The organism is Cupriavidus sp. SK-3, from assembly GCF_000611145.1.
GTDB lineage: Bacteria > Pseudomonadota > Gammaproteobacteria > Burkholderiales > Burkholderiaceae > Cupriavidus.
This window is the reverse complement of record NZ_JFJV02000284.1, coordinates 1-25751: the sequence shown is the minus strand read 5'-3', so window position 1 is coordinate 25751 and position 25751 is coordinate 1. Positions and strand designations below refer to the sequence as shown.

The following is a 25751-nucleotide window of genomic DNA, read 5'->3' as shown; positions in this document are numbered from 1 at the left end:
GAGCAAGATGGACGAAGCGGATGCGTTTCTGAACGACTACGAAATTCCCTTCAAGGGAATCGTTGAGCAGTCGGTAGCCGGCATTTACATCCTTCAGGACGGGCGGATGCAGTATGTCAATGAGACGTTCGCCGCTATGTGCAACATCCCGCGCAATCGCATGACGGGCGAGCTGGTGGCAAAGTATGTTGCGCCGCACCAACTCGATGCACTGATGAAGCAATACGAGAAGCGCATCCGCGGTGAGCGACCTGGCCCGTTCGTTCTACACACGCGGCGACCCGATGGGTCCCGCGGCTATGTTGAAATCCATGGCAACACGGTTCAATACCGGGAAAAGCCAGCTATTGTCGGCGTAAGTCTGGACGTTACGGACCGCGTTCAAAAGCAAGAGGAACTGAGCCGGTCGCGTACCCAGCTTCGAGAACTGATGATGCGGCTCAACTCGGTTCGAGAGCGCGAGCGTGCAACCGTCGCCCAAGAACTTCACGATGTGGTAGGCGGGATGCTCACCACCATCAAGTTCGACATTTCTCGCCTCGGCCGACGCTTGGCTCGCCAGGAAAGCGGGGTGAAGTCCCATGCGCACCAGGGCGACAGCGCTCTCGCTGCCACACAGCAACTCTTGGACTTGGTACAGGAGTCAATCGAGGCAGTAAGGCGTATTTCGGAGGGGCTTCGTCCAAGCGCCCTGGACCACCTGGGCCTACAGGATGCTCTGGTGCAGGACCTGGCACAATTCGAATCACGCTACGGCATAGGCTGCTCATTCAACTGCAATCGTGCTCCGCTTCCGCTGAGCCCGCCCCGCGAGCTTGGTTTGTATCGGATTTTTCAGGAAGCAATGACGAATATCGCTCGCCATGCCAATGCATCCGAGGTTGTCGTCACGTTGACTTGGGACGACACCACCATTGCTTTGGAGATTGTGGACAACGGTGTTGGCATTTCAGCGCCCCCGGCTAAAGGGGCGCATTTGGGACTTCTGGGAATGCGAGAGCGCGCGCGAGACCTTGGCGGTAGGGCGGAAATCGGTCCAGGTCCAGCAGGAGGTGTCCGGGTCTTCGTTCGGGTGCCAACCGAAGGTGCTGAGTGCACGCAAACGGAGACACCATGATTCGCATCGTACTGGTCGATGACCACACCATTTTTCGCGAAGGCCTGAAAAGGCTCTTGCTGGACGAGGGCGACTTTTCTGTCGTGGCCGAGGCCTGCAATGGTCCGGAAGCGTTAGGTGCGATACGTACTCACGCGTTAGACGTACTGGTCCTCGACATCAGCATGCCGGGTCGCAGCGGACTTGACCTGATTCCTTCGATTCGCAGTGAAAAGCCGCTGTTACCTATTGTCGTGCTGAGCATGTACCCGGCAGAACAGTACGCTGTTCGTGCTTTCGAAGCTGGCGCAAGTGGCTATGTCACCAAGGATATGGACGCAGTGGAACTTGTGGCTTCTATCCGTAAAGTTGTACAAGGCAAGCGCTATTTCTCACCCCAAGTGGCAGAGAAGGTCATGGATAACCTGGACCGCGTCAATGGGCAACTGCCACATCGAGACCTTTCGTCCCGAGAATACGAAATCATGCGCTTGATTGTCCAAGGTGTCCGCTTGACCGAAATCGGCAAGCAGTCCTTCCTTAGTGTCAAAACCGTCAGCACATATCGTTCCCGCATTCTGAAGAAGATAGGAGTTACGACCAACGCCGAGCTCGTGCAATACGCGTTGCGCCATAGGCTCATTGACTAGCGCAGCTCATATGGAAAGCCAGCCCGGCGCACCGGCCGGTAGCTTAGCGCCGTGCCGCTCGAGAATTGCGTGAAGCGTCGCTACACGGAAGCCAATCGGCTCCCCCAGGAAGCGGCAATCGTGCTGAACGCCAAGAACCACACTGAAAATCTCAAATAGCAACTGGTCGGCAGCCACGTCAGACCGGAGCTCTCCCAGCTGTATTGCATCTTGTATCTGAGCGGCCAACTTTGTGCGCCACGCCCGGGCCATCTCCAGCATGGTGACGCGCATCGAATCATCGTCTACCCCCGCAAATTCGACGCTTCCGTTTAGAAGCAAGCACCCTCCATGCTTCATCACGTAGTGTTGAATCCAAACTTCAATCATCCTGACGAGACGTTGCAATCCGCGAGACACAAACCGAGCGGCTGTATTCGCGTCGTGGAGTAAAGCGGACACGTACTCGTGCAGCACAGCTTCCAGAAGCTCCTCACGTGACGTAAAGCGGATGTAGAACGTGCTCTTTGCAACGCCAACTCGACGGGTCAATTCCCCGATAGTAAGGTGCCGGATGCCGTTGCTCCGCACAATATCCGTACCAACCTCCAGGAACCTGTGACGAGCCGACTTTCCAGCCGCAGCGCCGCGCGGCCTGCCTGCCGACCTTGTAAACGTAACCTGCGCGGGAACGTCGGCCAGCCGGCTCATCTCACGCTCCGCAGAAAGACGTAAGTCGCAGCCGCCACAGGTCCGGAGGGGCCCACGAGCCGCACGTCGCAGGTCATCACTTCCCCAGACGACAGCGGAACATCATGTTCGACCGAAAGCCCAGAACGCTCCTGGCTACTGTGAACATCTGAGTAAAATCTAATCGCCACTGAGCATGGCTCGCAGTCTTCCCCAATAAGGTCGCGAGGGGAAACAGTCAGCGCTCTCGCCAAAGCCGAGAATGTGGATTCGACGAGCACGCTCACACCGCCCGTCTGGTTCTCGAATCCGGAGTCGAACAGAACGTATGAAGAGGACGGTAGGTCTCCAGTCAACACGATTTGGCTGGATGCAATCACACCGTCCTGACGAAGTTCACCCTGCCAACACTGGATGCTGCCATTGCCTCTCACCCATTTGACCCCAACGTCGCACGGTCCGGAACGTCGGGGGCTAACAAAATAGGTGGTAATCGAAACCGGAACTACCTCCGCGGCGCTTCGGTCCAGCGCCGCAGAAAGCATAGCGGCGGCTGTAGCACAGGGCCCTATTCCGTTGCCCGCATCCTCAATGGCTCCGGTGTACCTGCCGTTCCCGGCCCTAGTCAGTGAGACCGGATTGTACTGGTCACATGTGTTTAGCATCGGATAATCCTTCGATATACAGCTCGATTGATTCCGACTATAGCGAACGATGTCACGTCGAAGCGCATGGGTACGCAGATAAGGAAAAATCTGACAACCCTGACCATCCGCGGCTTCGCAGGAGACGACGAACTGCCTGGCTACAACCCCATGTGCTAGACTGAACGGGCTAGAAAACAGCTTCTCAAGCGCCATGTCAAACCGTCCCGCAACACCGCGCACTCCTACCCATAAGGACCGACTCTTGAAACAGGGTTTCAAGCAGTTCTACGCGCATGGCTTTGCGGGTACTAGCTTGGAAACAGTTCTGGTCGAGGCCGGAGTACCGAAGGGTTCGTTCTATCACCACTTCGGTTCCAAAGAGTCTTTCGCCTTGGCAGTCCTTCATCTCTACTACGAAAGACAACAGGAGCGGCGCAAGAAGTGGTTCAGCGCTCCGGACCTGAACGACTACGAAATGCTGACCGGTTACCTGGACGAACTCGTCAGCGACTTCACGAGGAGCGGGGCAAAGCGGGGTTGCCTGGTTGGCAAACTTTCGCTTGAGCTAGCCAACTCATCCGACGTGTTTGGCTCGATATTGGGCACCATGCTGAGCACTTGGCAGGCCGCGGTCGAACAAGTCATAGCTCGCGGGCAACAAGCCGGCACCATTCGCAATGACCTGTCTTCTGCTCAACTCGCCGACACAGTCCTCGCGGCAATCCAAGGCGCACTAATCCTGGACCTCACGCATCGACGTATTCAGGCCATGCGGAGCATATCGACTGTAATATCCTCGCTTCTCAAGCCCACTGCGCAGTAGCCCCGCGGAAGACGGGGCTCGCAGGGATGAGTTCTTAGACAGCGGTGAGGCGGATGACCGACGGCGTGCCTTCCATAAACGCACCCATCGCGCGGCCAATTTGACGATAGTGCTCGGACTTCCGATGTGCCTCCACGGCCGCCGCGTCCTTGTATCGTTCGACAAAAGCATACTGGCCGACCGCTTCCGTGCGCCAAAGGCCGTACTCCAGACATCCCTCTTCTTGACGCGACGCCTGTACAAGTTGATTTGCCAGTTCTTCGAACTGCGCTTCGGTTCCCGGCTTTACCGAGATTTGTGCGACCACTCCAAGCATTTCGTCTCCTTCGTCAGTAAGCAATCAGGCCATCAAGCTTAGCCTCACTAGACTAGTACGTCTAGTGATTCTGATGCCAGCGTGGCAAGTTCTCTGTAACCTTTCACATCACTCATAGCCCGCATAATCCAGCTGCATATGCGAGGGTAATCCCCTAGCACAAGTGTGTTGGCCTTGCCAAAATTAGACCATATAGTCTAGTAATATAGAAGGAAGGAGACGGCTTCATGACTCATGAATGGAAGCACAAATATGCATTCGCCAATGGGATTCGGATGCACTACGTCGAACAAGGTGAAGGACCATTAGTCTTGTTGTGCCACGGCTGGCCAGAGTCATGGTATTCCTGGCGCCATCAGATTCCTGCGTTGGCTGGTGCAGGGTTCCGCGTCGTCGCCCCTGACCTCCGAGGCTACGGCGATACGGAGAAGCCGTTAGAAGTTGAAGCCTACGACGTACTTACGCTGGCCGGTGACCTCGTTGCCCTGGTCAATGCATTGGGAGAAGAGCATGCCATCCTTGTGGGGCATGATTGGGGCTCAATGCTCGCCGCTACGGCTAGCCTGCTCCGCCCAGACATGTTTCGAGCGCTGTCGCTCCTGAGCGTCCCGTACATGCCGCGCCGGAGAATCCGGCCAGCGGCCCAGTTTCACACCCTCACTCAGGAGCGGCATTTCTATCAAGACTACTTCCAACCGATTGGGCGTATCGAATCAGAAGTTGAGGCAGATATGCGCCGCGCGATGCTGGGTATCCTATACACAGGCAGCGCAGCATGCCGTGAGCATCCCGAGCATCGCCGCAAAGGATTCATTACTTTCGAGAAGTCGACGCGCTTCGTAGACAACCTTGCTGTCCCGGAGTCACTACCAGCGTGGCTCACCAATGAGGACCTGGAAACCTTTGTCGGCCAGTTCTCCCGCGGCGGCTTTGCGGGCCCAATCAACTGGTATCGCAACATCGACAGAAACTGGGCGCTGACAGCGTTCCTCGATGGCGCGCGGCTACAGCAGCCAACCATGTTTGCAGCAGGCGAATCCGACGGCGTAATCCGGATGGCAAGGATGGAGTACGAGACGCTGGAAATCAGCGTACCGAAACTGTGGAAGAAGACGTTGATTCCAGATGCCGGTCACTGGCTCCAGCAGGAAAAGCCCGAAGAAACGTCGCGGTTGTTGATTGAGTTTCTGCAGCAGTCGGAAGTCACGTCCCAGCTTTCTTGAAACGGGGGCGAAATCGTCCGCGCTCATGCCGAGATTGGCATCGGATTGGCCCGAAATGGCTCCTCGCCGCCCAGTAGAACGCTTCCAGTTGCTTCAAGGTCATGGGTGAGGGGCCAGCGTTTCCATAGCGCTGCCAGCGGCTGCTGCAAACTTACCACAGGAGCAAGCCGTCGAAAGCGCTTCATGCTCTCCGCTGTCTCGACTAAGCCATGAGCCGTTGAAAGGCCCTGGCCAGCGCCAGCCCCACAGGCTATGAACTACTCGACCTTCGCTCCGGACTCCTTGATGACGCGCGCCCAGCGAATCGACTCGGTCTTCATGTATTGCGTGTACTGCAGAGGCGTTCCACCGAGAATTTCGGAGCCCTGGTCTTGCAGCTTCGTCCGAACCGCTTTGTCTTGCAAGGTATGTTCGGTGGCTTCCCGTAGACGAGTCACGATGGCATCGGGCGTGCCCCTCGGCACCAGGATTCCCTGCCATGCACCCATTACCAACGAATCCAGACCAGTCGCCTCCTTGATGGTGGGCACATCTGCGAGGAGTGGCGAGCGCTTGTTGCTGGTGAGAGCCAGAGCCTTCAGCTTGCCTGCCTTGATATGAGGGCTGGCTTCGTTGAGCGGGAGGAACATGAACTGCGTCGAGCCGGAAATCAGGTCCGTTATTGCGGGGGCGCTTCCCTTGTAGGCTACATGCGTGACCTGGATGCCCATTTCCTTCGCAAATAGAGCGCCACCGAGATGGAGCAGAGCTCCAGAGCCCGAAGATGCGTAGTTCAGCTTGCCAGGATTCGCCTTCGCATACGAGACGAGCTCCTTCACGTTATTCACCGGCAGATTGGGCGTCGTCACGAGCACGAGCGGGATGTTCGCCGTGAGGCTGATAGGCACGAAATCGTTGAACGCGTCGAACTGCACGTTCTGATACAGCGACGGCGCCAATACGATGGCGGAGGTGCTGTAGAAAATCGTGTAGCCGTCCGGAGCGGAACGCTTGGCTTCCGTCGCCGCAATGTTGCCGCCCGCGCCCGGCTTGTTGTCGGGCACGATTGACGTCGACAGTTGAGACGACAGTCCTTGCGCGACGATTCGAGCGTTTATGTCCGCGGAGCCGCCCGGGGGGAAGCCAACCAGCATGCGCACCGGCTTGCTGGGATATTTGTCCGCGGCGATTGCGGCCGGCGCGATGAAGGTGGTCGAAATGATGGCGGCCGATGCGGCAAGAAGAAGTTTTTGCATGCGTTTGTCTCCGGATTGCTTATGTCTTTTACTGTTACGCCGCGTGCTTGAGCAGCCACTGCAGTGCGTCTTCCAGTGAGGGACTCTCGCCAACAGGATTTGCCTCGCTCGCTGCGGCGGTTTTCGCGAAACGCGCTTCGACACCGGGCAGCACGAGCGACGTCAGCCCCGAACCACGCAATTCCTTTTGGGCTTCTGCGACTTCATGCGTGCGACGCTTTGCATGAATCGTGTGCGTCCGCACGAGCATGTTGATGAAGTCTTCGAGCGGGCTATCGTCAATGTCCCCCAGCACTCCATACAGCTTTTCGCGAACGCCTTGCCTTTCAGCAGCCATGAGCAGTTCGACGGCCAGGGCCTCCATGCCCTTGGTGAAAACGCTGCGGAGGACCTTCAGGGAGATTGCGTCGCCGGCAGCGCCACCCTCGACGATACGGGCATTACCGCCAGCACTCTGAATCAGCGCTGCAAAATCGCTCGCTCCCTCCCCGGCGCACAGCAGGGGCGTTTGCGACAGCGCCAGCGAGATGGCGCCCATCACTGCAACATCGATGTAGTTGAGGCCCTTTGCCTTTGCACGCACTGCAGCCACACGCTTGTCGGCCGGACTGGCCGTGGTCAAATCGGCGTAGCGCGAGCCAACCTTCATGTGTTCGAAGCATTGACCTGCCACGTCCAGCGATACAGCGCCGAACACGCAGGAGAGAACCCAGTCAGCCTCCGCAAGCCACGGGCCGATTTCGCTATGGACACTCAGTTCGAATTTGCTTGCCAGGTCGCGTCCGGCTTGCGAGAGATGGGTGTCGCAAAACTCGAAGGTCGTGCCCGAGAGTGTGGCAAGTGCGGTCACGTAGCAGCGGCCCACTTCGCCCAGGCCAATAATTGCGATGTTCAAGACTGTCTCCTTGCTAATGAAGCTTGGAGAGTACAAAAAAAATACAGTCGTAACAACGCGATTTCGCAAACTCGCGGGTAAACGCTAGTGATGTGGCGCCATTAGGGCTGAAGAAAACGCCTGTAACGTTGCTTGCTGTTCTATTTTTGTACGCTTAGCCCATCCAGCCCAAAGCTATCCAGGCGACGACTCATGAAGCGTTGATTGGAGATGAGCAGGTGTACCGACATGAGCTGCTCCGCCAGGTCACCATTGTGGAGCTCCACTGCCATGGCGATATCACGGTGGTGCGAAAGGCTCCGGAGCAAATCGTCGGGCTCGTAGAGAAAGAACGAGCGGGTGATGATTGGCATATCAATCATCGTTTCCAGGATGGTTTTAAGACGCTGGGAGCCCGCCGCATCGAGGATGAGACGGTGGAAGCGACTGTTCGCGGCTTGTATTTCTGCGATACCGTCATCGGACCCACTGGCGTTCTCGATGGCGCGCGCCATTTCGTCGTTGCATTGCTTCAACTGTTCAATGATTTCGGCATCAGCCCGCTCGGCAGCAAGCCGCGCGGCGAAGGGCTCGAGCCGAATTCGCAGGCGGAACATGTCCTCGATGTCCCATCTCGTCCAACCGGCAACAAACACGCCGCGGCCGGTTTCCTGGACAGCCAAGCCATCGTCAATGAGACGCTTAAGCGCGGCCCGGACTGGCGTGCGACTGACGCCCATGTCCTCAGCAATGTGCTCTTCCTTCAACTGCGTGCCAGCCGTGTAGTGGCCTGCCACGATTCGCTTCTTCAGCACCTCGTAGGTCTGCTCGCTGCCCTTTTTCATCGCTTTTCTTCGGTTTTCCTATACCCGGGGTCGTGACCGCGTCTCCTGTGGGCCGCAAGATGCACGTCCCGCGCCGCAATCCTACCAAACACTGAGCGCAACACCGCGAAAACTGCGCAAGTACTAAATCCAGGCAAAATGTACTTCCAATGTACTGAGGCGCCACACCAACCCCAAATTTTCCACGTAAACCCGCAGGATCATGGATTCTCCTTGCCCTCCTTTGTATTTATTTTGTACTATCCGCTCACCAAGCAACGGTACGATTCACATCGACAGGAGACCACATGTCCGTCAACGAACAGCAAATCGAGCGCCTGAAAGCCCTTGGCACCGCCACCATCCATGAAGCTCAGGGCCAAAAAGGTGCGCTGGACTCGGGGCTAAAGCCGCTGGACCCGACCCTGCGTATGGCGGGCCCAGCGGTCACGGTGGACATCCGCCCGAGCGACAACCTCATGATTCACTATGCGCTGTCCAAGGCGAAGCCGGGCGACGTACTGGTCGTGGACGCGAAGGGTTTCCTGGAAGCCGGCCCTTGGGGCGACATCCTGACGCTAGCCGCCCTGGAACTAGGCCTCGCCGGCCTGGTTGTGAACGGTTCGGTCCGCGATGGCAACGCCATCATCGAGATGGGCTTCCCCGTGTTCTGCCGCGGCCTTTCGATTAAGGGCACCGGCAAGAACCAACCAGGCAAGGTCAATGTGCCCGTCCATTTCGGCGGCGTGCAAATCAACCCGGGCGACATCGTCGTCGGCGACCGCGACGGCCTTGTCGTCGTCTCGCCCAATGAAGTCGACAGCGTCATCGACAAGAGCATCGAGCGCGAGCACAAGGAAGAAGGCATGCGCGTAGCCCTGAAAGAAGGCAAGACAATGGTCGAGCTTCTGAACCTGGGCGAAACGCTACACCGCTTCGGCCTGCAGTGATTCACCGCACCCGGCTAACGGGTGCCCCCTCACGTTCCGTTTGAGCGCTCGCAGAAGCGCCATCAACCCAAATAACTGGAGACATTCATGCACATTCTCATGCGCATGCTGGTGGCGTTCGCCATAAGCGCCACCGTATCGACTGCTGCATCCGCCGCTGAATACAGCGGCCCTATTCGCATTGTGGTGCCGTTCGCAGCAGGTGGTGCGACAGACGCACTGGCTCGACTGCTCGCACCAGGGCTTGCGAAGGAGCTCGGCCATACCGTCGTTGTTGAGAACCGGCCTGGCGCCAGTGGTCAGATTGGTACCGCCTTCGTAAAGAATGCACCCGCAGATGGCTCTACCTATCTCCTCGCGCTCGACCATTCGGTCGTCATCGTGCCGCTCATCACACCGTCCGCCGGGTACGACGCTCTGCGTGACTTCGCACCGCTCGGTACCGTTGCCCGCTTCCAGTGGGTGCTCTCCCTACCGACCAACAGCCCGGCTACGACGCTTCAACAGTTCATGGACATCGCGAAGAAGGATGCTAGCAAGCGCAACTATGGCGTCCCGCTGATGGGCGGCATGCCTGATTTGATTGGCAACAGCGTAGGTAGCAAGGCCGGTGTCGCCATGGAAGCAATCCCGTTCAATGGCTCGGCACAAATGATGCCGCAGCTGATTGGCGGACAGCTTGCTTCGGGAGTGACTGGCTCTCCCGAGGCCGTCACGATGTCCCGGGCCAAAAAAGTGCGACTTCTCGCTGTCACTGGCGATAAACGCTCGCTTCTGCTTCCGGATGTACCAACCTTCGCGGAGGGCGGCGTCCCGGGCTTGAACCTGAACAGCTTCAACGCATTCTTCGCGCCGAAGAATCTGCCGGCAGCTATTGCGGAGAAATTCAACGCCGCACTTCGGAAGACATTGGCAGACCCTGATGTCCGAAAGCAGGTCAGCGACATGTCCCTGGACATTGTGGAATCATCGTCAATTTCGGAAGCCAAGGCGGAACTGGAGCGCAGCTATCGGTTCTGGAACTCCACGGCCGCCGCCAAGCGCTAACCATTTCATGGATGAACCCAGCACTGGCGGTCCTACGACCGCCCCTCACTCTGCAGGCAACGACAAGCCGTCGTTCGCTATGCCGACGAACGCGTGCGACTGCCATATGCACGTGTTCGACCCCGCACTGCCGTTCACCCCAAACGCGGTGCTAACACATGGGGCCGCCACTGCTCAGCAATACCAGAGCCTGCAGCGACGCCTGGGTATCACCCGCAGTATCGTCGTCCAGCCGTCTTCCTATGGCACCGACCATAGAGCCCTGTTGGCGGCCCTTGAATATTTCGGGGATTCGGCCCGCGGCATCGCGGTAGTGACACCAGACACACTGGATGCAGAATTGGAACGGCTTGCCGCCGCCGGGGTTGTGGGAGCTCGGTTGAACCTGGTCCAACGTGGTGCCACCGACATTGCGATGGCTCGCCCATTGGCATCACGCATTCGTCGACTCGGCTGGCACCTGCAGGTTCACATGCTGCCTGAAGCCTTCCTCCACGAGATTGACTCGCTCCTGGCCCTGGACATCGACATAGTCGTCGATCACTTCGCACGAGCCTGCAGCAATGAGGCGTTGGCACCCCTGGTCGGGCGAGCAGTTCACAAGTTGCTCGCGAGCGGGCGCGGATGGCTCAAGCTTTCCGGCGCCTATATGGCCATCCCAAGCGAAAGCAATGACTTGCATCGGCTGGACGATTTTGTTGCGTCGATTGCACAGCAGTTCTCCTCCAGGCTTGTGTGGGGGACGGATTGGCCCCACGCAACAGAGGTTGACAAGCCCAACGATGCGACGCTCGCAAATCTCCTCGCAAAATGGATTTCGGAGCCTTCGGTCAGAGACGCGATTCTCGTGTCAAATCCCGCCCAACTCTACCGCTTTACCGGTTAGGAAAACGAACCCCTGAACTGCTCCCGGGGACCACCGCAGGCGACGCCCCAGCGCCTGGAACTCTCGCTGCATCTGTCATTACCGACGGGCCATTCGCTGCGTAGGTATGATGGGGAGCATGAGTTTATTAGGCAGCACCGAGACCCGCCATGGAAAACGAATCGTATGTTCCCTTTGATGTTCTGCAGTCCCTCGCCCGTCGGACTGACGCCGTAACCACTGACTGCGAGTGCAGCGCTCCGGCGCTAGATGCATGGACCAGCCTGCCCATTTCCTTTCCCGAGCAACAGCTCAAGGCCATTGGCACGCTTGTACATGACATGTTCAGCGAGCCGACATTTGCAGAATTGCATCCCGAGAACACCAATATCTGGTCAGCCGATGCACCGATTGCCCCTCTCTACTACCCCTACAATCGATGCAATGTTTGGGAGTGCGGCTCGTGCCAGCGGGTGTACTTGCGCTACGTAGAAGGCGGGGGTTACTTCGTTGACCCTCGGATTCGTCGGCTGAAGTTGAACGTACTTGTCGACGCGCCGATTTCCGAATAGCCCGAAGCGAGCTGCGGCCGCCGAAGGAGGACCGCCGTCAGTTGAGGACTAACAGAGACTCCAGCATTGCGGGAGAATGTACATAGAATGCCTCTAATAGGGTACAAGCCCGAAGTGGCCTGACCAGCTTACAGTGGTGGATACTTCCCGCCAGGAAGCGACTTCAAGGTTGATGCGCATCCGAAGATTTCGGATCGGGAGATGCAATGGCTGCTTCAAGATCTCAGCTCCAGCAGAGTGGTGCAACGCACGCCAGCGTGCGCGCACAGTTGCGTTCCGTGAACCTGGAGTTACAACGTCGCGGCCAGGAGAGGGAATCGGTCCTTCAGACCATCCGAGGACTGATGATCGAGCACTCCCTATCAGTCAGTGACATCTTGAACTACGTCCGCCCGATTTCACGTCGCCCGTCTGCAAAGCCGAAGAGGAGCAGTTCAATTTCAGCGCAGAATCCAGCGATGTACATGGTCCCCGTTTCTGGCAAGACCTGGTCAGGACGCGGACACTGCCCCAAATGGCTTGTTGGAAAGTTGGACCGATACAGAGTCGGAGGCTCCTAGCGGAAGCTCAAGGCCGGTTTGTTTGCGACGAGATGTCCTATAGTTGGAGCAAGTCTCAGCTCGCTGCTGCAGGAATGCGAGGTTGGGCTGGTCTCGGAGGGACTAGACCCCTCCGAGAATTTCAGGAACTGTGAAGGCAAGTGGAGACCAGCCGTGAACCAGCTGAGAATTTCGCAAAGCCTAGGCCTGGAGCGGATTTCCGGGCGATTTGGTGGGCATTTGCAAAACTCTTCCGGGGAGTTTGCAGGATTCTGTTCCGGCTAGACAGACGCAACGGCGCGCCGCACGCCTACCACCAATCACAGAAATTTAAACAGATTCATCCCCTGGATCTGCATAAACGATTGCTGCGCCGCCTGCAGCGAAGTCTGACGCTGGTAATACTCAGTAATGGCCGAGTAGTAATCCAGATCCTGCAGTCCGGAAAGTGTCTGGCTGTAATTGAGGCTGCGGTTCGAGCCAATCGTATCGAGCGCGTCCAGCTCCTGCATCCGCGCCCCGACGCTGGTCTGGACCGTGCTGACGTTGTCCAGCGAATTGCTCATCTTGCGATTGGCGGTGGCCAGCACATTGGCCAGTGCCGCATGATCGGCATCGGTCGAGAGCGGCTTCTTCAGCGCGTTGATGACATCCTTGACGTTGCTGAAAATATCGGTGCCGGCAAGCTGCGCAGGTTGCAGGTCCATGCGATCGCCAGCGACCGGCGTACCCTTGACCGACAGCGAGAGGCCCGCCACCTGGATGCCGGCGCCATCCGTGTAGGTCACTGGCGCGCCGATTGCCGCAGGCGGAACGGCGCTTTCGTCCTTCAGCTGATACTGCAAAACGCCGGTGGCCGGATCTGTGCCGAAGTTGATCGAGATACTGTGCCCATACAGTGCGTTGGTCGGGTCCGACACGGTGACTGCACTGTAGGTTCCCGTGCCCGTATTGCCGCTCTTAGCCGAGGCAACATAGGTGGCCGTGTTCTGCACGCTCAGGAAGATGTCGCGGCCGTTGTCGCCGGTCGCCAGCTGACGTGCCACGTCGACCTGCAGCAACTGCTGACCGCTATCGCCGCTGTACTGCACGGCGCCGGCATTGTCCTTGCTGAACGGCGGCGACTGCGACTGGAAGCCAGCGAACAGGAAATTCCCGTTGCCGTCGTCGCTGTTGGCCAGCCCGAGCAACTGGTTGTAGTTGGCTTCCAGCTGCGAGGCGACGGAGGCGCGATCGGCATCGCTTATGGTGCCGTCACCGGCCTGTACCACCAGCGTCTGGATATTCTGGATCGCGGTGGTCACGCTCTTGAGCGTACTGTCTTCCATCGCGAGATTGCTGTTGGCTTGCTTGCGCGACGTAGCGTACTGGTCGTTAACCGCGCTGGATTGCGCTACCACCAGCGCCCGGGTTGCACCCACCGGGTCGTCCGACGGCGAGAGGATGCGGCGGCCGGTGCCGAGCTGCTGCTGCACATGCAGCAGGGAGCCCTGCTGGCTGTTCATCGAGGCCAGGCCGAGTTGATAGAGCGTGGAGCTTGCGATGCGCATGTCTGTTCCTTTTCGGGGTCCGATTCGTCAGGGCGCTCAGCGGCCGATGCCGATGATGGTGTCGAACAGGGTAGTGGCAGTCTGGATAACCTTGGCGTTGGCTTGGTAGAGCTGCTGGAAGCGCAGCATGGAGACCGTTTCCTCATCCATGTTCACGCCGGACACACCTTGTTGCGCCGTCATCACCTGAGTGGTTACGCTGTCTTGCGAGGTCGACGCGATCTGGATCGATTTGGCGCGGCTGCCAACGTCGTTGACGAGCTGCGCATAGGCGTCGTTGTAGCTCGACACGCCGCCGATGGTCTTGGCGCTCTGCAGCTTGGCCAGCACCAGCGCGTTCCCGTTGTCGGAGGCGCCGCTGGCGTTGGGTGTCAGCGTAATCTTGTCGTTGTTCGCCGGCGCGCCGCTGAAGCTTACGGTGATGCCGTTGATCACGTAGTCCTGGGCGCTGCCGTTCGGAGTCGGGCCAGTCGACGGCACCGCGGCGCCGGTCGGGTCGGTAAAGATGTATTTGGCGGTGGCGCCGTCGTAGGTGGCCGTGATCGCGGTGAGCGGCTTACTGGCGCCCGGTGCGACGTTGGTGACCTTCGCGGTACCCGTACCGGTGTTTGCGGCGCCTGCGCTGCCAGTCAGCGGGGCCTTCGCGGCCGCGATCTTGGCCGGATCCTTGATGGCCATGTCCATCGCCGAAGCAATGTTGCGGGTCGGCTGGATCTGGTAGCTGTCGTTGGCCGGCATCGCCGTCGGGATCTGCACGTCCACGCCATCGAGCGAGATCGTCAGCGGATAGGTGGCGGCGGCGCCCGGCTGGCTAACGGTCTTATTGTCCGACATGCGCACCAGGTTGTAGTTGGTGCCGTCGTAGCTCAGGGTGTAGTCGCTGGTGGTCAGCTGCGACGTATCGCTGATGGTGGCCGTTACCAGCGAGTTGCCGGCATTGGTGCTCTTGGGCAGTACCGACGGCGAGCCCAGCTTGAACAGGTTGCCGCCAACCTGGCCAGTCAGGTCCACACCGAGCTTGTGCTGGTCGTTGAAGGTCTGGGCCAGCGTCACCGACAGCCTGCCAATGGCGTTCTGCGCGGAGTCCAGCGTCTCGCTGCGGAATTTGAGCAGGCCGCTGACGGAGCCGCCGGTGAGCGTGCTGTCGTCCATCTCGACGACGTTGCCGTTGCCTTGCGTGTATGCGATCGCGGTACGCGAGGGGTCAGCGGACGATTGCACCGCCTTCAGGTCGTAGGAGGCAGTGCCCATCACCAGCGGCTGGCCGTTGCCGATGAAGACGTTGTAGGTATTGTCCTGCGGCACGACCTTGACGCCGACGATCTGGGTCAGCTCGGAGACCAACTGGTCGCGCTGGTCGAGCAGGTCGTTGGGCAGCTGGCCACCGCCGGCAGCGACGGCCCGCGTGATCTGGTCATTAAGCTTGGCGATCTGCTGGGAGTAGGCATTGACCTGGGTCACCGAACTTTGCAGCTGGGTGTTGACGCCATCGCGCAGTTGCTGGAAGTAGGAGTTGGCGGCACGCATCTGCCCCACCAGCGACTGCCCGGCGTTGAGCATGTTCTGGCGCGCGGCCGGATCCGCCGGCGTGTCCGATACGCCCTGGACCGCGGCGAAGAACTTCTGCATCAGCGGTGCCAGGCCGCCCTTCTGGTCGGCCAGCAGGTTGTCGATCTGGCTGATCTGGGCGGAGTAGGTCGAGAGTTGCGCGCTGGCGGTCACCGCGCCGCGCAGCTGGCCGGTCAGGAACTCGTCATAGACGCGGACCACCGAGGTGGCGTTGGAGCCCTGGCCATAGAACCCCGAGCTGGTGTACTGACCGCCCGCGGAGGCAATGATGGTGTTCTGCCGCGTATAGCCCGTGGTGGCCGCATTGCTGACGTTATGGCCAACCGTGGTCAGCGCGTTCTGCGCCGTGTTCAGGCCGGAAAGTCCGATATTGAAGAGAGACATGCTCTAACCCCGCGTCTGGTGGCTGCCGCGCGCCTGACCGGGCGATCCGCGCACCGTGGCCGCCTGTGCTGGCCCTTCGATGCCGGGTCGCCGCTGCCGGACATCGACGGCGGTGAATGATGTAAGTAACGGCAGAAGTACAAAGAGACTTTAGTGCGAGGCGCGGGGAATTTGCGCCTGGCTCTCGGGTGGCCGCGCCAGCCGCCTGGCACGGCGTCCGGCCAGCCTGTTCCGGGCGCTCAGACGGGTACTTTTCGCATGATCCGCACCAGTTTCTCGCCATAAGCCGGATCGGTGGCGTAGCCGGCCCGCTGCAGGCCGCGCGCCGCGTCGTCCGGCGTGGCCGCGGCCAGCACCTCGGCGTAGCGCGGGTTGTTGCTCAGCAAGCGGCCGTAGTCGGCGAAGGCTTCGTCATACGAAGCGTAGGCGCGGAAGCGCGCGCGCACCTTTTGCGGCTGGCCGTCGATGTATTCGGTGGTGGTGATTTCCGCGACCTGGCCCTTCCAGTTGGCGCCCGCCTTGATGCCGAAGACATTGAAGGTGGTGCTGCCGTCCGGGTACGCGATCTCGCGCCGGCCCCAGCCGGATTCGAGCGCCGCCTGGCCGAGGATCAGCTTCGCCGGCACGCCAGTGGCACGTGCCGCCGACTGGGCGGGTCCGGCCATGCGCGAGACGAAGGCGCTGATGTGGGCGGGCGTGTCTTCCGGCAACACGGAGGCCCCGCCCTGCCAGGCGCCTGGTTCCTGCGGCTGGTACTGGCGCAGGCCCGCCGTGGGGTTCCAACTGGTGCCGGCCACCACGCTGCCGACGCGCGGCCTGTCGGCATCCCCCGCGCCGTCGCCATTGCGCATGTCCAGCGCGCGCGCCAGGCCGGGAGCCGCGTCGTCCATGCCGGCCTGCACGGCCGCCTGCTTCGCGGCGGCGCCGGCAAGCTCGGGCGGAAGGCCCGCGCCGCTGGCCCGCGCAAGCTGGCGCACCATCACATCGGCAAGGCCGATGCCGCGCGAGGACATCTGCTGCGACAACTGCTGGTCCATCATCGACATGTACAGCTTGGTCTGCTCGTTGTCGAACAAGCCATCCTGCGGCGTGGCATCGCGCATGCTCTTGAGCACCATCTGCGTGAACACCGCCTCGAACTGCCGGGCGGCGGTACGCAGCGTTTCGGGGCTGGCGCCCGTGCGCGCATTCTGCTTGAGGCCTTCGAAGCCCTGCGTGTCGAGCGCGAAGCGTTGCGAGAGATCGGCCTGGGCGGCCAGGCGGCTGCTGGACATGGTCAGATGATCTCGAGGTCGGCGCGCAGCGCACCGGCAGCGCGCATCGCCTCAAGGATAGTCTGCAGGTCGGCCGGGGTCGCGCCGAGCGCGTTCAGGCCCTTGACCACGGCGGCCAGGGAAGCGCCGGCCTTGACCATCTGCAGCACGCCGCCCTCCTGCTTCATGTTGATCTGTGACACTGGCGCCACCACGGTCTGGCCGCCGCTGAACGGGGCCGGCTGGCTGATCACCGGTTGGGTATTGATCACCACCGACAGATTGCCGTGCGCCACGGCGCAGTCGTCCACGGTGACGGCCTGGTTCATCACGATCGAGCCGGTACGGGCATTGAGGATGACCTTGGCGGCAGCCTTGGCCCGCGTGACGTCGATATTCTCGATGCGGGCCATGAAGCCCACACGCGCGCCTGGCGCTGCGGGCGTGCGCACCTGCACCACCCGGCCGTCCAGCGCACTGGCTACGCCGCCGCCCATCGAGCGATTGATCGCCTCGACCACCCGCTCGGCCGTGCCGTAATCGGTTTCGCGCAGCTCCAGGTTCAGGATGCCGCCTTCCGGCTGGAACGCCGGCACCGCGCGCTCGACGATGCCGCCGTTGGCGATCCGGCCCACCGCCAGCTGGTTGACCTGTACCTTGCTGCCGTTGGCCGACGCGCCCGCGCCACCCACCAGCATATTGCCCTGCGCGATCGCGTAGACCTGGCCGTCGGCGCCCTTGAGCGGCGTCATCAGCAGTGTGCCGCCACGCAGGCTCTTGGCATTGCCCATGGAGGACACCACCACGTCGAGCTGGCTGCCCGGCTGCGCAAACGGCGGCAGCGTGGCTGTGACCATGACCGCCGCCACATTCTTGAGCTGCATGTTCTTGCCGGCGGGCAGGGTAATGCCCAGCTGCGAGAGCATGTTGGTCAAGCTCTGCGTGGTGAACGGCGTCTGCATGGTCTGGTCGCCGGTGTTATCCAGCCCCACCACGAGGCCGTAGCCCACCAGCGGGTTGTCTCGCACGCCCTGGAAGGTGGCGAGATTCTTCAGCCGTTCCGCGTGCGCTGCGCTCGCGAGCAGGCCCAGCGTCAGCGCAAGGAAGAAAGCGCGGACAAAGCGGCAGCGCAAGGCAGGGAGCGAAGACAGGAACATGACGCGGTCGGTGATCAATACGGTGAAACATTGAGGAAGAAACGCTGCAGCCAGCCCATGTTCTGCGTTTCGTCGATATAGCCCTTGGCGGTGTACTCGATGCGCGCGTCCGCCACTTGCGTGGAGGGCACCGCGTTGTCTCCGGTAATCGTGCGCGGGTTGACCACGCCGGAGAAGCGGATGAACTCCGCACCCTGGTTGATCGCCATCTGCTTTTCGCCGGAGACGATCAGGTTGCCGTTGGCCAGCACTTCCAGCACGGTCACGGTGATGGTGCCGTTGAATGTGTTGGTGGCGCTGGCGCCACCGCTGGCCTTGAGCGCGTTGGCGCCGCTCATCGTGGCATTCTGGCTGCTGCTGAACAGGCCTGCCAGCGCCTTGGGCACCGCGTCGAACGCCAGCGCGCTGTTGGAAGTGCGGCTGGCGTTGGTGCCGGAGTTCTTGCTGGCGTTGACGTTCTCGCTGATCACGATGGTGAGGATGTCGCCCACGTTGCGCGGCCGGCGATCCTCGAACAGCGGATTGCCGGCATACGACGACTGGTAGATCGATCCGCTCGACCGCGCCAGCGCGCGCGGCTCGGCCCGTGCGGTGGTGGGAAGCTGCACCAGCGGCTCGCGCGGAACCATCGCGCAACCAGTCGCGAAGCAGCACAAGGCAAGCGCGCCCAGGCGAATCAGCGAGGCCATCATGATCATCCGAGCTGGGTGAGGCGCTGCAACATCTGGTCGGACGTCTGCACGGCCTTGCTGTTGATCTCGTACGCGCGCTGGGTCTGGATCATGCTGACCAGCTCTTCGACCACGTTGACGTTGGACGCTTCCACGTAGTTCTGCTGCAGCGTGCCGGCGCCGTTCAGGCCAGGCACGGTGGTGTTCGGTGCGCCCGATGCGTCGGTCTGCACATACATGTTCTCGCCGAGGCTTTCCAGGCCGGCCGGATTCGCGAAGGTCGCCAGTTGCAGCTGGCCGACCTGCACGTTGTTGGCCGAGCCGGGCTGCGTCACCGAGACGGTGCCGTCACGCGCCACGGTCAGCGACGTGTAGTTGGCCGGCAGGGTGATGGCAGGCTGGATCACAAAGCCGCTGGACGTCACCAGCTGGCCGTTCTGGTCGCTCTGGAACGAGCCGTCACGCGTGTAGGCGGTGGTGCCGTCGGGCAGTGCCACCTGGAAGAAGCCGTTGCCGAGGATGGCCACGTCCTTGCTGTTGCCGGTCTGCTGCGGATTGCCCTGGGTATGGATGCGCTCGGTTGCCACGGGGCGCACGCCGGTGCCCAGCTGCAGGCCGGACGGCAGGGTGGTCTGGTCCGAAGACAGCGCGCCTGGCTGGCGTACGGTCTGGTACATCAGTTCCTCGAACACGGCGCGTCCACGCTTGAAGCCGTTGGTGGAGACGTTGGCCAGGTTGTTCGAGATCACGTCCATCTGCGTCTGCTGCGCGTCGAGGCCGGTCTTGGCAATCCAGAGAGAGCGGATCATGTTTGTCCTCACAAGGCCGCCGCGAGCCGCGGCGGCGCATCAATTCAATTTCAGTTGGTCGAGAGCAGCTGGTTGGAGCGCTGTTCGTTGGAATCCGCGCTCTGGATCATCTTCATCTGCATCTCGAAGCGGCGGGCGTTGGCGATCATGTCGACCATCGACTCGACCGGATTGACGTTGCTGCCCTCGATCGCGCCCGAAATGACGCGGATGTTGGCATCGACCTGCAGCGGCTGCGCGCCGGGGCGCAGGCGGAACAGGCCATCGTCGCCACGGGCGATGGAATCGGGCGGCGGATTCACCAGGCGCAGCTTGCCGATCTGGGCCAGGCCGGCGGAGGTTTCCCCGGGGCCGCGCGCCGTGATCGTGCCGTCGCTGCCGATGCTGACCGCCGCACCCGGCGGCACCGCGATCGGGCCACCGTCGCCCATCACCTGCAGGCCGGTGCTGGTCTGCAGTTGCCCGTCCGCCGACACTTGCAGCGAGCCCGCGCGGGTGTAGGCCTCGCTACCGTCCGGTGCCTGCACTGTCAGCCAGCCGTTGCCCTGCAGCGCCACGTCCAGCGGACGCTCGGTGTAGGTCAGCGGACCGGCCTTGAGATCAGCGCCGGGCGTGGAGGCCAGCGTGAAGGCGCGCGTTGGCGACGCCTGCCCCACCACCGGCACCGCGCGGAACATATTGACCTGCGCGCGGAAGCCGGGGGTCGACGTGTTGGCCAGGTTGTTGGACACCGCGGCCTGCTGGTCGAGCGTCTGCTTGGCGCCCGACAGGGCGGTATAGATCATGCGGTCCATGGCGTCCCTTTAACTCCCGCTCGTCCGGTTCGTCCGGCCTATCCTGCCGACGCTGCGCATTACAGGTTGACCAGGGTCTGCATGACCGTGTCCTGCGCCTTGATGGTCTGCGCGTTGGCCTGGTAGTTGCGCTGCGCCACGATCAGGCTGACGAGCTGGCCCGACAAGTCCACGTTGGAAGCTTCCACCGCGTTGGACTTGAGCTGGCCGAGGCTGCCGCCGGGCGCGGCGATCACCGCCTGACCCGACGCGCCGGTCTCGGACCACACATTGTTGCCTTCGGGCTTCAGGCCCTGCGTGTTGCCAAAGCCGGCCATCACGACCTGGCCCAGCGACTGCTTCTGCTGGTTCGAATAGCTGCCGAGAATCGTGCCGTCCGGCTGGATCGCGAAGCCGAGCAGGCTGCCGGCGGTATAGCCGTTCTGGACAGGCGGCTTGGTATCGCTGGCGCCGGCGAACTGCGTGGTGCCGGTCAGGTCCATCGCGATGGCCAGCGGAGCCGCGCCGTTGGAAGCCGCAATATTGATGGTGGTGGTAGCACCTGCGCCCGGTACCTGCAGCGTGCCCTTCGAGTCGAACTTCAGCGTGATCGGCGCGCCGACGACATTGCCCGCCGCATCGGTCAGGTTCATCGTCCAGTCGGTGCCGCCGCCACCGGCTGCCGGGAACGTGCCCGCGCCGGGGGTACCCGTGGAGAAGTACGCCGTCAGCTGCCTGGCGTTGCCCAGCGAGTCGTACACCGTAACGCCGGTGCTGTAGTTGTACATATTGGACGTAGGCAGCGCCCCCGGCGCGCTGGCGAACGCCGCTCCCGGTACCTTGCTGCCGGAATCCAGGTTGAAGGAAACGCCCAGCGTGGTCGTTGCCTTGGCCGCCATCGTGGTGTTCGGCACGACCAGGGGTTGCGGCTGCACCGCACCGCCGCCGGTCGCGCCTGCCGGATAGCCGCTCAGCTGAAGGCCCTGCGCATTGGTGATGCGGCCGTCTTGCTGGCGCTGGAACTGGCCATTGCGCGAGTAAAAGACTGAGCCCGACGAGTCGGTCAGGCGGAAAAAGCCATTGCCGTTGGTAATCGCCACATCGAGCGCGCTGCCGCTCGATTCGATATTGCCCTGGTTGAATGACTGCACCACCGAGTTCACCGTGGTACCCAGGCCAATCTTGGTACCGGCATACACGTCGGCGAACTGGGCCGTCGATTGCTTGTAACCGACGGTGTTGGCATTGGCGATGTTATTGCCGATGACGTCCAGATTCGATGCAGCGGCGTTGATGCCGCTTACCCCTTGACCGAAACCCATGAAATTCCCCTAGTTAGCTGAATCGCTGATGTCTTAAAGAATGCGGCGAACGTCGTCGACCGACGCGGTGCGGTCATTGCCGATATCGACGAGCACACCAGTAGAGTCACCGCTGATGCTGTTGACCTTGCCGTACACCAGCGCCACCGGCGTGACATCCTTGCCGTTGGCGGTGGCGGTCACCTTGAAGCTGTAGTCGCCGTCCGCTACCGCGACGCCCGCGTCGTTCTTGCCGTCCCAGGCAATGTCGTGCACGCCGGCAACCTGGCCCTTCATGTCGATGGTCCGCACGGTGTTGCCGTCCTTGTCGAGCACCTGCACGGTGACCGCATCCGCGGTCGCGGGCAGGTCGACACCGATCTTGCCCGGCACGCCGCCCGCCACCGACGTGGCGCTGCCCGGCACCATTACCGTCTTGCCGATCAGTGCCGCGGAGTCCATGGCGCGGCTGGCGCTGACCTGGCCCAGCAGCGTATTCAGCGTGGCGTTCATGGTCTGCATGCCGCTCACCGTGCTGATCTGCGCCAGCTGCGTGGTCAGCTGCGAGTTGTCCATCGGGTTGAGCGGGTCCTGGTTGTTCATCTGGGTGACCAGCATCTTCAGGAAGTTGTTCTGCAGGTCGGCCGCGCTCGCGCTGCCGCTTTGCAGCGTATTGGCAATCCCGGCGGCGCTGGTGGTGTTGCTTGTGGCGGAGGTCGTAGTCATTGCGTATCCCGGTTTACTGACCGATGGTCAGTGTCTTGAGCATCATGTTCTTGGCGGTGTTGAGGACTTCCACGTTGGCCTGGTAGGAACGCGAGGCCGAGATCATGTTGACCATCTCCTCCACCGGGTTGACGTTTGGCATCGTCACGTAGCCGTCGGCGTTCGCCAGCGGATGCGTGGGGTTGTGGACCATGCGCGGCGGCGACGGATCCTCCATCACGCCCTCCACCTGCACGCCGCCGATGTCGCTCTGGCCGGGTGTCGCGGCCAGGCCGAACACCACTTGCTTGGCGCGGTAAGGCTGGCCATTGGGGCCAACGGCGCTGTCGGCGTTGGCGAGGTTGGAGGCGGTCACGTTCAGGCGCTGCGACTGCGCAGCCATGGCCGAACCGGTGACTTCGAAGATGTTCATGGCTGGCATGGTGCGCTCACTGCTGGATGGCTGACAGCATGGTCTTGATCTTGGCGCTCATCACGGTGAGCCCGGATTCGAAATGCACCGCGTTGTCGGCAAAGGCGACGCGTTCGGTATCCATTTCGACCGTATTGCCATCGATACTTGACTGCATCGGGATGCGGTACTCGAGGTTCCTCTCGTCGATCCCCGACGCCGACGCCTGGCCCGGCAAATGCCGCACCGACGTGGTGGACAGCGACACGCCTTCGGCGCGCTTGCCCCGCTCGACGCTCTGCGCCAGCGTGCTGGAGAAATCAAAGTCGCGCGCCTTGTAGCCGGGTGTATCGGCGTGCGCGATATTGGAGGCAATCACTGATTGCCTCTGGGTCCGCAAGCTCAGCGCTTCTTGCTGGAAGCGCAATGCCGCATCGAGTCTGTCAATCATGTCTGTGTCTCGCTGAAGGGGAGAGCGATGAAGGTCGACCTTTTCAGGTGTGCCATCTTAGGGGCGGCCCCGCCATGCCAATCGCACGAATAGGGCAAAGAAACCTGCGTATTTCGACCCGAGCAAGATTGCAGGGCTGCCTACAATGGGACCCGTTGTCACGCACGTGGCGCCCGCTCCCGCGGCACGCCCCACGTCGTTTTCTTGCCGGGATACACACATGAACACTCGTTTCCGGGCCGCCGCGGCGCGCGCCCTGCTCTGCGTGCTCGCCGTCGGCGGCACGCTGCCCGGCAGCGCCGGCGCGGCACCGCCCTCGCCTTTTACCGAAGACCCGGTGCGTACCGCGGTCGAGCAGTTCCTCGAACGCCAGACCGCCGGCCTGCCCGGCAAGGCCAACATCCAGGTGGTGCCGCCTTCGGGCGGGCGGGCGCCGGATTGCCCGCTTCCCGAACCCTTCCTGCCCCCAGGCGCATCGCTCTGGGGCCGCGTCTCGGTGGGCGTGCGCTGCGCGGGCGAGCGTCCGTGGACACGCTATGTCCAGGCGCGCGTGTCGGTGGTTGCCGACTACTATGTGGCCGCGCGCAACCTCATGCCCGGCGAACCCGTCGACGCGGCCGACATGGAAGTCCGCCAGGGCGACCTGGCCTCGCTGCCGCGCGCGGTGGTGACCGATCCGGTGCAAGTGACCGGCGCGGTGGCGGCAAACCGCATCGCCGCGGGCTCGCCGTTGCGGATGGATCTGCTGAAGAAAGCCATTGCCGTACGGCAGGGGCAGAACGTGACCGTGGTGGTGGAAGGCGAATCGTTCCAGCTCAGCAGCGAAGGCAAGGTGATGGCCGAGGCAGCGGTGGGCAACAACGTGCAGGTGCGGCTAAAGAACGGTCAGGTAGTCAATGCGCTGGTGCGCAGCGGCGACACGGTGGTGCTGCAACAATAGGAGGACGCGGCAAGCGGGGCCCATGGGGTTACGAAACCGTCTCATGAGACAATGGCGCGCAGGCCCGGGGCCAGGAAAGCGGGGCTTTCCGGCGCCATTTCACCCTAAAGTTTTGCCTGAGCCATCCGATAAGCCAAAGGTACCCAGCAAGGAATTACCGTGAAGATCAATCAGACCACCTCGTCGAGGGCGGGCGACGCTATCGACGGCGCCACGCGCAGCGTGGCCGGCGCCCCCGGGCCGACCGCGGCCCCGGATACGTCCAGCGTACGCGTCAGCCCCCTGTCGGCCCAGGTGCGCGAGATCGGCGCCCGCCTGGTAGAAGATCATGACGACGATATCGATACCGCGAAGGTCGAGGAAATCCGCCAGGCCATCGCCGAAGGCCGGATCAGGATCGACCCCAGCAAGATCGCCGACGGCCTGCTCGCGTCCCTGCGCGAGCTGAACGGCGGCGCCTGATCCCTGCTGCGCGGCCATTTGTTTAGCCAACCCATACCCACGATAGGCAAGCCATGAGCCAGTCCCTGATCCAGAACCTGCGCCGCGAAACCGAACTGGCGCAGGAATTCGCCGCCGTGCTCGGCGAAGAAAGAACCATGATCAAGGCCGGCGACTACCAGGCCCTGGCCGGGTTGCTGGAACGCAAGGTCGAACTGGCCGGCTCGCTAAGTGCCCTGACACGCACCCGCGAAGCACAGATGGGGGCTTTGGGCATTCGCACCGGCGCGGGCGGACAATTGTTCGGGCGGCAGATCGATGCGGGCGTTGAAGCCGCATGGCGGACCCTGGTGTTTGCCGCGCGCACCGCGCGCGATGCCAATGCGCTTAATTCCGCCGTGGTGGACGCGCATCTTGAATTCACCGAAGAAGCGATCCTGGCGCTGCGTCAACGCGGGGACAATGCGACGCTCTACGGAAAGAATGGACGGACGCAGACTGGGCCGCAAGGGGTCAGTCTGGCCAGCGGCTGATGGTTTCCGGATCCTGATTCCGGATCCGACCTGGACGGCCACTGGTTAGTCCGCAGCATCAAGAAGCGGTTCTCGGGGCCACCCCGATCAAAGACCGCTTGGCAACAGAAGGCGACAGCGCATCCCCCTCAGGCCGCCCCGGCCAGTGAGGTGAAACCACCTTTGACGTTCACCTGCAGGTATCAACGCTCGGCGAGCGGCAACCGTGCTGCGCGAAGCGAGTCAATGCGCCATCAACGGCGTACCTTCGAGATCCCCGATATACAAGCCGGGCCTTACGCACCGAACACCGGATTGCTCCAGCGCATTGGACAAAAGCGCCCATCAAACCCGAAGGCCCTAAGGCTGAAAACGAGAAGAAATTGCAGGAAGCAGGCTACACCGCCAGAACCACGATCGGTGTAGCCGTGGGGAGCGCCCGAGGGGCGGGCCACACCAACCCGCGATGCGAAGCGAGCCCCCCAAGCGATGC

At 61.6% G+C, this 25751-nt stretch carries 29 protein-coding genes; 11 read left to right on the top strand and 18 right to left on the bottom strand.

The genetic code is table 11. The annotated features are described in order from the left end of the window. The first annotated feature begins 7 nt into the window (after positions 1-7). Together CF70_RS31295 and CF70_RS31290 are read left to right on the top strand one after the other, a co-directional pair. Positions 8-1117: a PAS domain-containing sensor histidine kinase gene (locus tag CF70_RS31295; RefSeq protein ID WP_051649286.1), complete on the top strand. Its 1110-nt coding sequence runs from the start codon at positions 8-10 to the stop codon at positions 1115-1117. Beyond that, the gene (locus CF70_RS31290; RefSeq protein WP_035875005.1) at positions 1114-1746 is read left to right on the top strand and encodes a response regulator; all 633 of its coding nucleotides are present in this window, start codon (positions 1114-1116) and stop codon (positions 1744-1746) included. The genes CF70_RS31295 and CF70_RS31290 overlap by 4 nt, the downstream gene beginning before the upstream one ends. Positions 1747-1752: 6 nt before the next feature. Here CF70_RS31290 and CF70_RS31285 read toward each other — a convergent pair whose 3' ends face one another. Beyond that, a complete protein-coding gene (locus tag CF70_RS31285; RefSeq protein ID WP_035875002.1) occupies positions 1753-2436 on the bottom strand; it encodes a TetR/AcrR family transcriptional regulator in 684 nt (227 codons plus the stop codon). Further along, positions 2433-2960 (bottom strand): acyl-CoA thioesterase domain-containing protein, encoded by a 528-nt coding sequence (locus CF70_RS39125; RefSeq protein ID WP_414629493.1) that lies wholly within the window; start codon positions 2958-2960, stop codon positions 2433-2435. Before CF70_RS39125 ends, CF70_RS31285 begins: the two co-directional genes overlap by 4 nt. A gap of 364 nt (positions 2961-3324) precedes the next feature. Between CF70_RS39125 and CF70_RS31280 the strand changes: the two genes are divergently transcribed. After that, the gene (locus tag CF70_RS31280; RefSeq protein WP_051649283.1) at positions 3325-3885 is read left to right on the top strand and encodes a TetR/AcrR family transcriptional regulator; all 561 of its coding nucleotides are present in this window, start codon (positions 3325-3327) and stop codon (positions 3883-3885) included. A 34-nt stretch (positions 3886-3919) separates the two neighbouring features. Here CF70_RS31280 and CF70_RS31275 read toward each other — a convergent pair whose 3' ends face one another. Continuing rightward, a complete protein-coding gene (locus CF70_RS31275; RefSeq protein ID WP_035874996.1) occupies positions 3920-4201 on the bottom strand; it encodes a putative quinol monooxygenase in 282 nt (93 codons plus the stop codon). 227 nt (positions 4202-4428) lie between these two features. Between CF70_RS31275 and CF70_RS31270 the strand changes: the two genes are divergently transcribed. Then, positions 4429-5424, top strand: coding sequence for an alpha/beta fold hydrolase (locus CF70_RS31270; RefSeq protein ID WP_035874994.1), 996 nt, complete (start codon positions 4429-4431; stop codon positions 5422-5424). Between the two features lie 257 nt (positions 5425-5681). Here CF70_RS31270 and CF70_RS31265 read toward each other — a convergent pair whose 3' ends face one another. The 3 genes from CF70_RS31265 to CF70_RS31255 form a co-directional block, all read right to left on the bottom strand. Then, a complete protein-coding gene (locus CF70_RS31265; protein WP_035874991.1) occupies positions 5682-6659 on the bottom strand; it encodes a Bug family tripartite tricarboxylate transporter substrate binding protein in 978 nt (325 codons plus the stop codon). Between the two features lie 34 nt (positions 6660-6693). Continuing rightward, positions 6694-7554, bottom strand: coding sequence for an NAD(P)-dependent oxidoreductase (locus CF70_RS31260; protein WP_035874989.1), 861 nt, complete (start codon positions 7552-7554; stop codon positions 6694-6696). A gap of 140 nt (positions 7555-7694) precedes the next feature. Then, positions 7695-8378, bottom strand: a complete 684-nt coding sequence (locus CF70_RS31255; protein ID WP_035874986.1) for a GntR family transcriptional regulator — start codon at positions 8376-8378, stop codon at positions 7695-7697. Positions 8379-8665: 287 nt separating this feature from the next. On the opposite strand from CF70_RS31255, the gene CF70_RS31250 reads away from it, so the two are divergent. The 4 genes from CF70_RS31250 (at position 8666) to CF70_RS31235 (ending at position 11791) form a co-directional block, all read left to right on the top strand. Further along, positions 8666-9307, top strand: coding sequence for a 4-carboxy-4-hydroxy-2-oxoadipate aldolase/oxaloacetate decarboxylase (locus tag CF70_RS31250; RefSeq protein WP_035874983.1), 642 nt, complete (start codon positions 8666-8668; stop codon positions 9305-9307). Positions 9308-9394: 87 nt separating this feature from the next. Next, positions 9395-10354, top strand: coding sequence for a Bug family tripartite tricarboxylate transporter substrate binding protein (locus tag CF70_RS31245; RefSeq protein WP_235185284.1), 960 nt, complete (start codon positions 9395-9397; stop codon positions 10352-10354). A gap of 106 nt (positions 10355-10460) precedes the next feature. After that, positions 10461-11240: an amidohydrolase family protein gene (locus tag CF70_RS31240; RefSeq protein ID WP_035875029.1), complete on the top strand. Its 780-nt coding sequence runs from the start codon at positions 10461-10463 to the stop codon at positions 11238-11240. A gap of 149 nt (positions 11241-11389) precedes the next feature. Continuing rightward, a complete protein-coding gene (locus tag CF70_RS31235; protein ID WP_035874980.1) occupies positions 11390-11791 on the top strand; it encodes a hypothetical protein in 402 nt (133 codons plus the stop codon). Between the two features lie 859 nt (positions 11792-12650). Here the strand turns inward: CF70_RS31235 and flgL are convergent. The 11 genes from flgL to flgB form a co-directional block, all read right to left on the bottom strand. Next, positions 12651-13880: a flagellar hook-associated protein FlgL gene (gene flgL / locus CF70_RS31230; RefSeq protein ID WP_035874977.1), complete on the bottom strand. Its 1230-nt coding sequence runs from the start codon at positions 13878-13880 to the stop codon at positions 12651-12653. 36 nt (positions 13881-13916) lie between these two features. After that, entirely contained in the window at positions 13917-15833 is a 1917-nt protein-coding gene (gene flgK / locus CF70_RS31225; RefSeq protein WP_035874974.1) for a flagellar hook-associated protein FlgK, read from the bottom strand. A gap of 239 nt (positions 15834-16072) precedes the next feature. Further along, complete coding sequence (gene flgJ / locus CF70_RS31220; protein WP_035874971.1) at positions 16073-17107, bottom strand: flagellar assembly peptidoglycan hydrolase FlgJ; 1035 nt, start codon at positions 17105-17107, stop codon at positions 16073-16075. 2 nt (positions 17108-17109) lie between these two features. Continuing rightward, positions 17110-18243: a flagellar basal body P-ring protein FlgI gene (locus CF70_RS31215; protein WP_035875027.1), complete on the bottom strand. Its 1134-nt coding sequence runs from the start codon at positions 18241-18243 to the stop codon at positions 17110-17112. A 14-nt stretch (positions 18244-18257) separates the two neighbouring features. Next, positions 18258-18941 carry a flagellar basal body L-ring protein FlgH gene (flgH, locus tag CF70_RS31210; RefSeq protein ID WP_035874968.1) on the bottom strand — a complete coding sequence of 228 codons (684 nt, stop codon included), beginning with the start codon at positions 18939-18941 and terminating at the stop codon, positions 18258-18260. Further along, positions 18938-19723, bottom strand: coding sequence for a flagellar basal-body rod protein FlgG (gene flgG / locus CF70_RS31205; RefSeq protein ID WP_035874965.1), 786 nt, complete (start codon positions 19721-19723; stop codon positions 18938-18940). Before flgG ends, flgH begins: the two co-directional genes overlap by 4 nt. 50 nt (positions 19724-19773) lie before the next feature. Next, the gene (gene flgF / locus CF70_RS31200) at positions 19774-20517 is read right to left on the bottom strand and encodes a flagellar basal-body rod protein FlgF (protein WP_035874962.1); all 744 of its coding nucleotides are present in this window, start codon (positions 20515-20517) and stop codon (positions 19774-19776) included. A 59-nt stretch (positions 20518-20576) separates the two neighbouring features. After that, positions 20577-21818, bottom strand: coding sequence for a flagellar hook protein FlgE (gene flgE / locus CF70_RS31195; protein ID WP_035874960.1), 1242 nt, complete (start codon positions 21816-21818; stop codon positions 20577-20579). 33 nt (positions 21819-21851) lie between these two features. Further along, positions 21852-22523 carry a flagellar hook assembly protein FlgD gene (locus tag CF70_RS31190; RefSeq protein WP_035874957.1) on the bottom strand — a complete coding sequence of 224 codons (672 nt, stop codon included), beginning with the start codon at positions 22521-22523 and terminating at the stop codon, positions 21852-21854. Positions 22524-22536: 13 nt separating this feature from the next. After that, positions 22537-22944, bottom strand: coding sequence for a flagellar basal body rod protein FlgC (flgC, locus tag CF70_RS31185; RefSeq protein ID WP_035874954.1), 408 nt, complete (start codon positions 22942-22944; stop codon positions 22537-22539). A gap of 7 nt (positions 22945-22951) precedes the next feature. After that, positions 22952-23365, bottom strand: coding sequence for a flagellar basal body rod protein FlgB (flgB, locus tag CF70_RS31180; protein ID WP_035874951.1), 414 nt, complete (start codon positions 23363-23365; stop codon positions 22952-22954). Between the two features lie 220 nt (positions 23366-23585). Here flgB and flgA point away from each other — a divergent pair, with 220 nt between their 5' ends. The 3 genes from flgA (at position 23586) to CF70_RS31165 (ending at position 25279) form a co-directional block, all read left to right on the top strand. Further along, entirely contained in the window at positions 23586-24305 is a 720-nt protein-coding gene (gene flgA, locus CF70_RS31175; RefSeq protein ID WP_035874946.1) for a flagellar basal body P-ring formation chaperone FlgA, read from the top strand. Between the two features lie 159 nt (positions 24306-24464). After that, positions 24465-24767 carry a flagellar biosynthesis anti-sigma factor FlgM gene (flgM, locus tag CF70_RS31170; RefSeq protein WP_035874944.1) on the top strand — a complete coding sequence of 101 codons (303 nt, stop codon included), beginning with the start codon at positions 24465-24467 and terminating at the stop codon, positions 24765-24767. A gap of 53 nt (positions 24768-24820) precedes the next feature. After that, positions 24821-25279 (top strand): flagella synthesis protein FlgN, encoded by a 459-nt coding sequence (locus tag CF70_RS31165; RefSeq protein ID WP_035874941.1) that lies wholly within the window; start codon positions 24821-24823, stop codon positions 25277-25279. 275 nt (positions 25280-25554) lie between these two features. On the opposite strand, the gene CF70_RS38500 is transcribed toward CF70_RS31165, so the two are convergent. Continuing rightward, positions 25555-25751: hypothetical protein (locus CF70_RS38500; RefSeq protein WP_235185283.1), on the bottom strand; the 197-nt coding region annotated here is incomplete at its 5' end.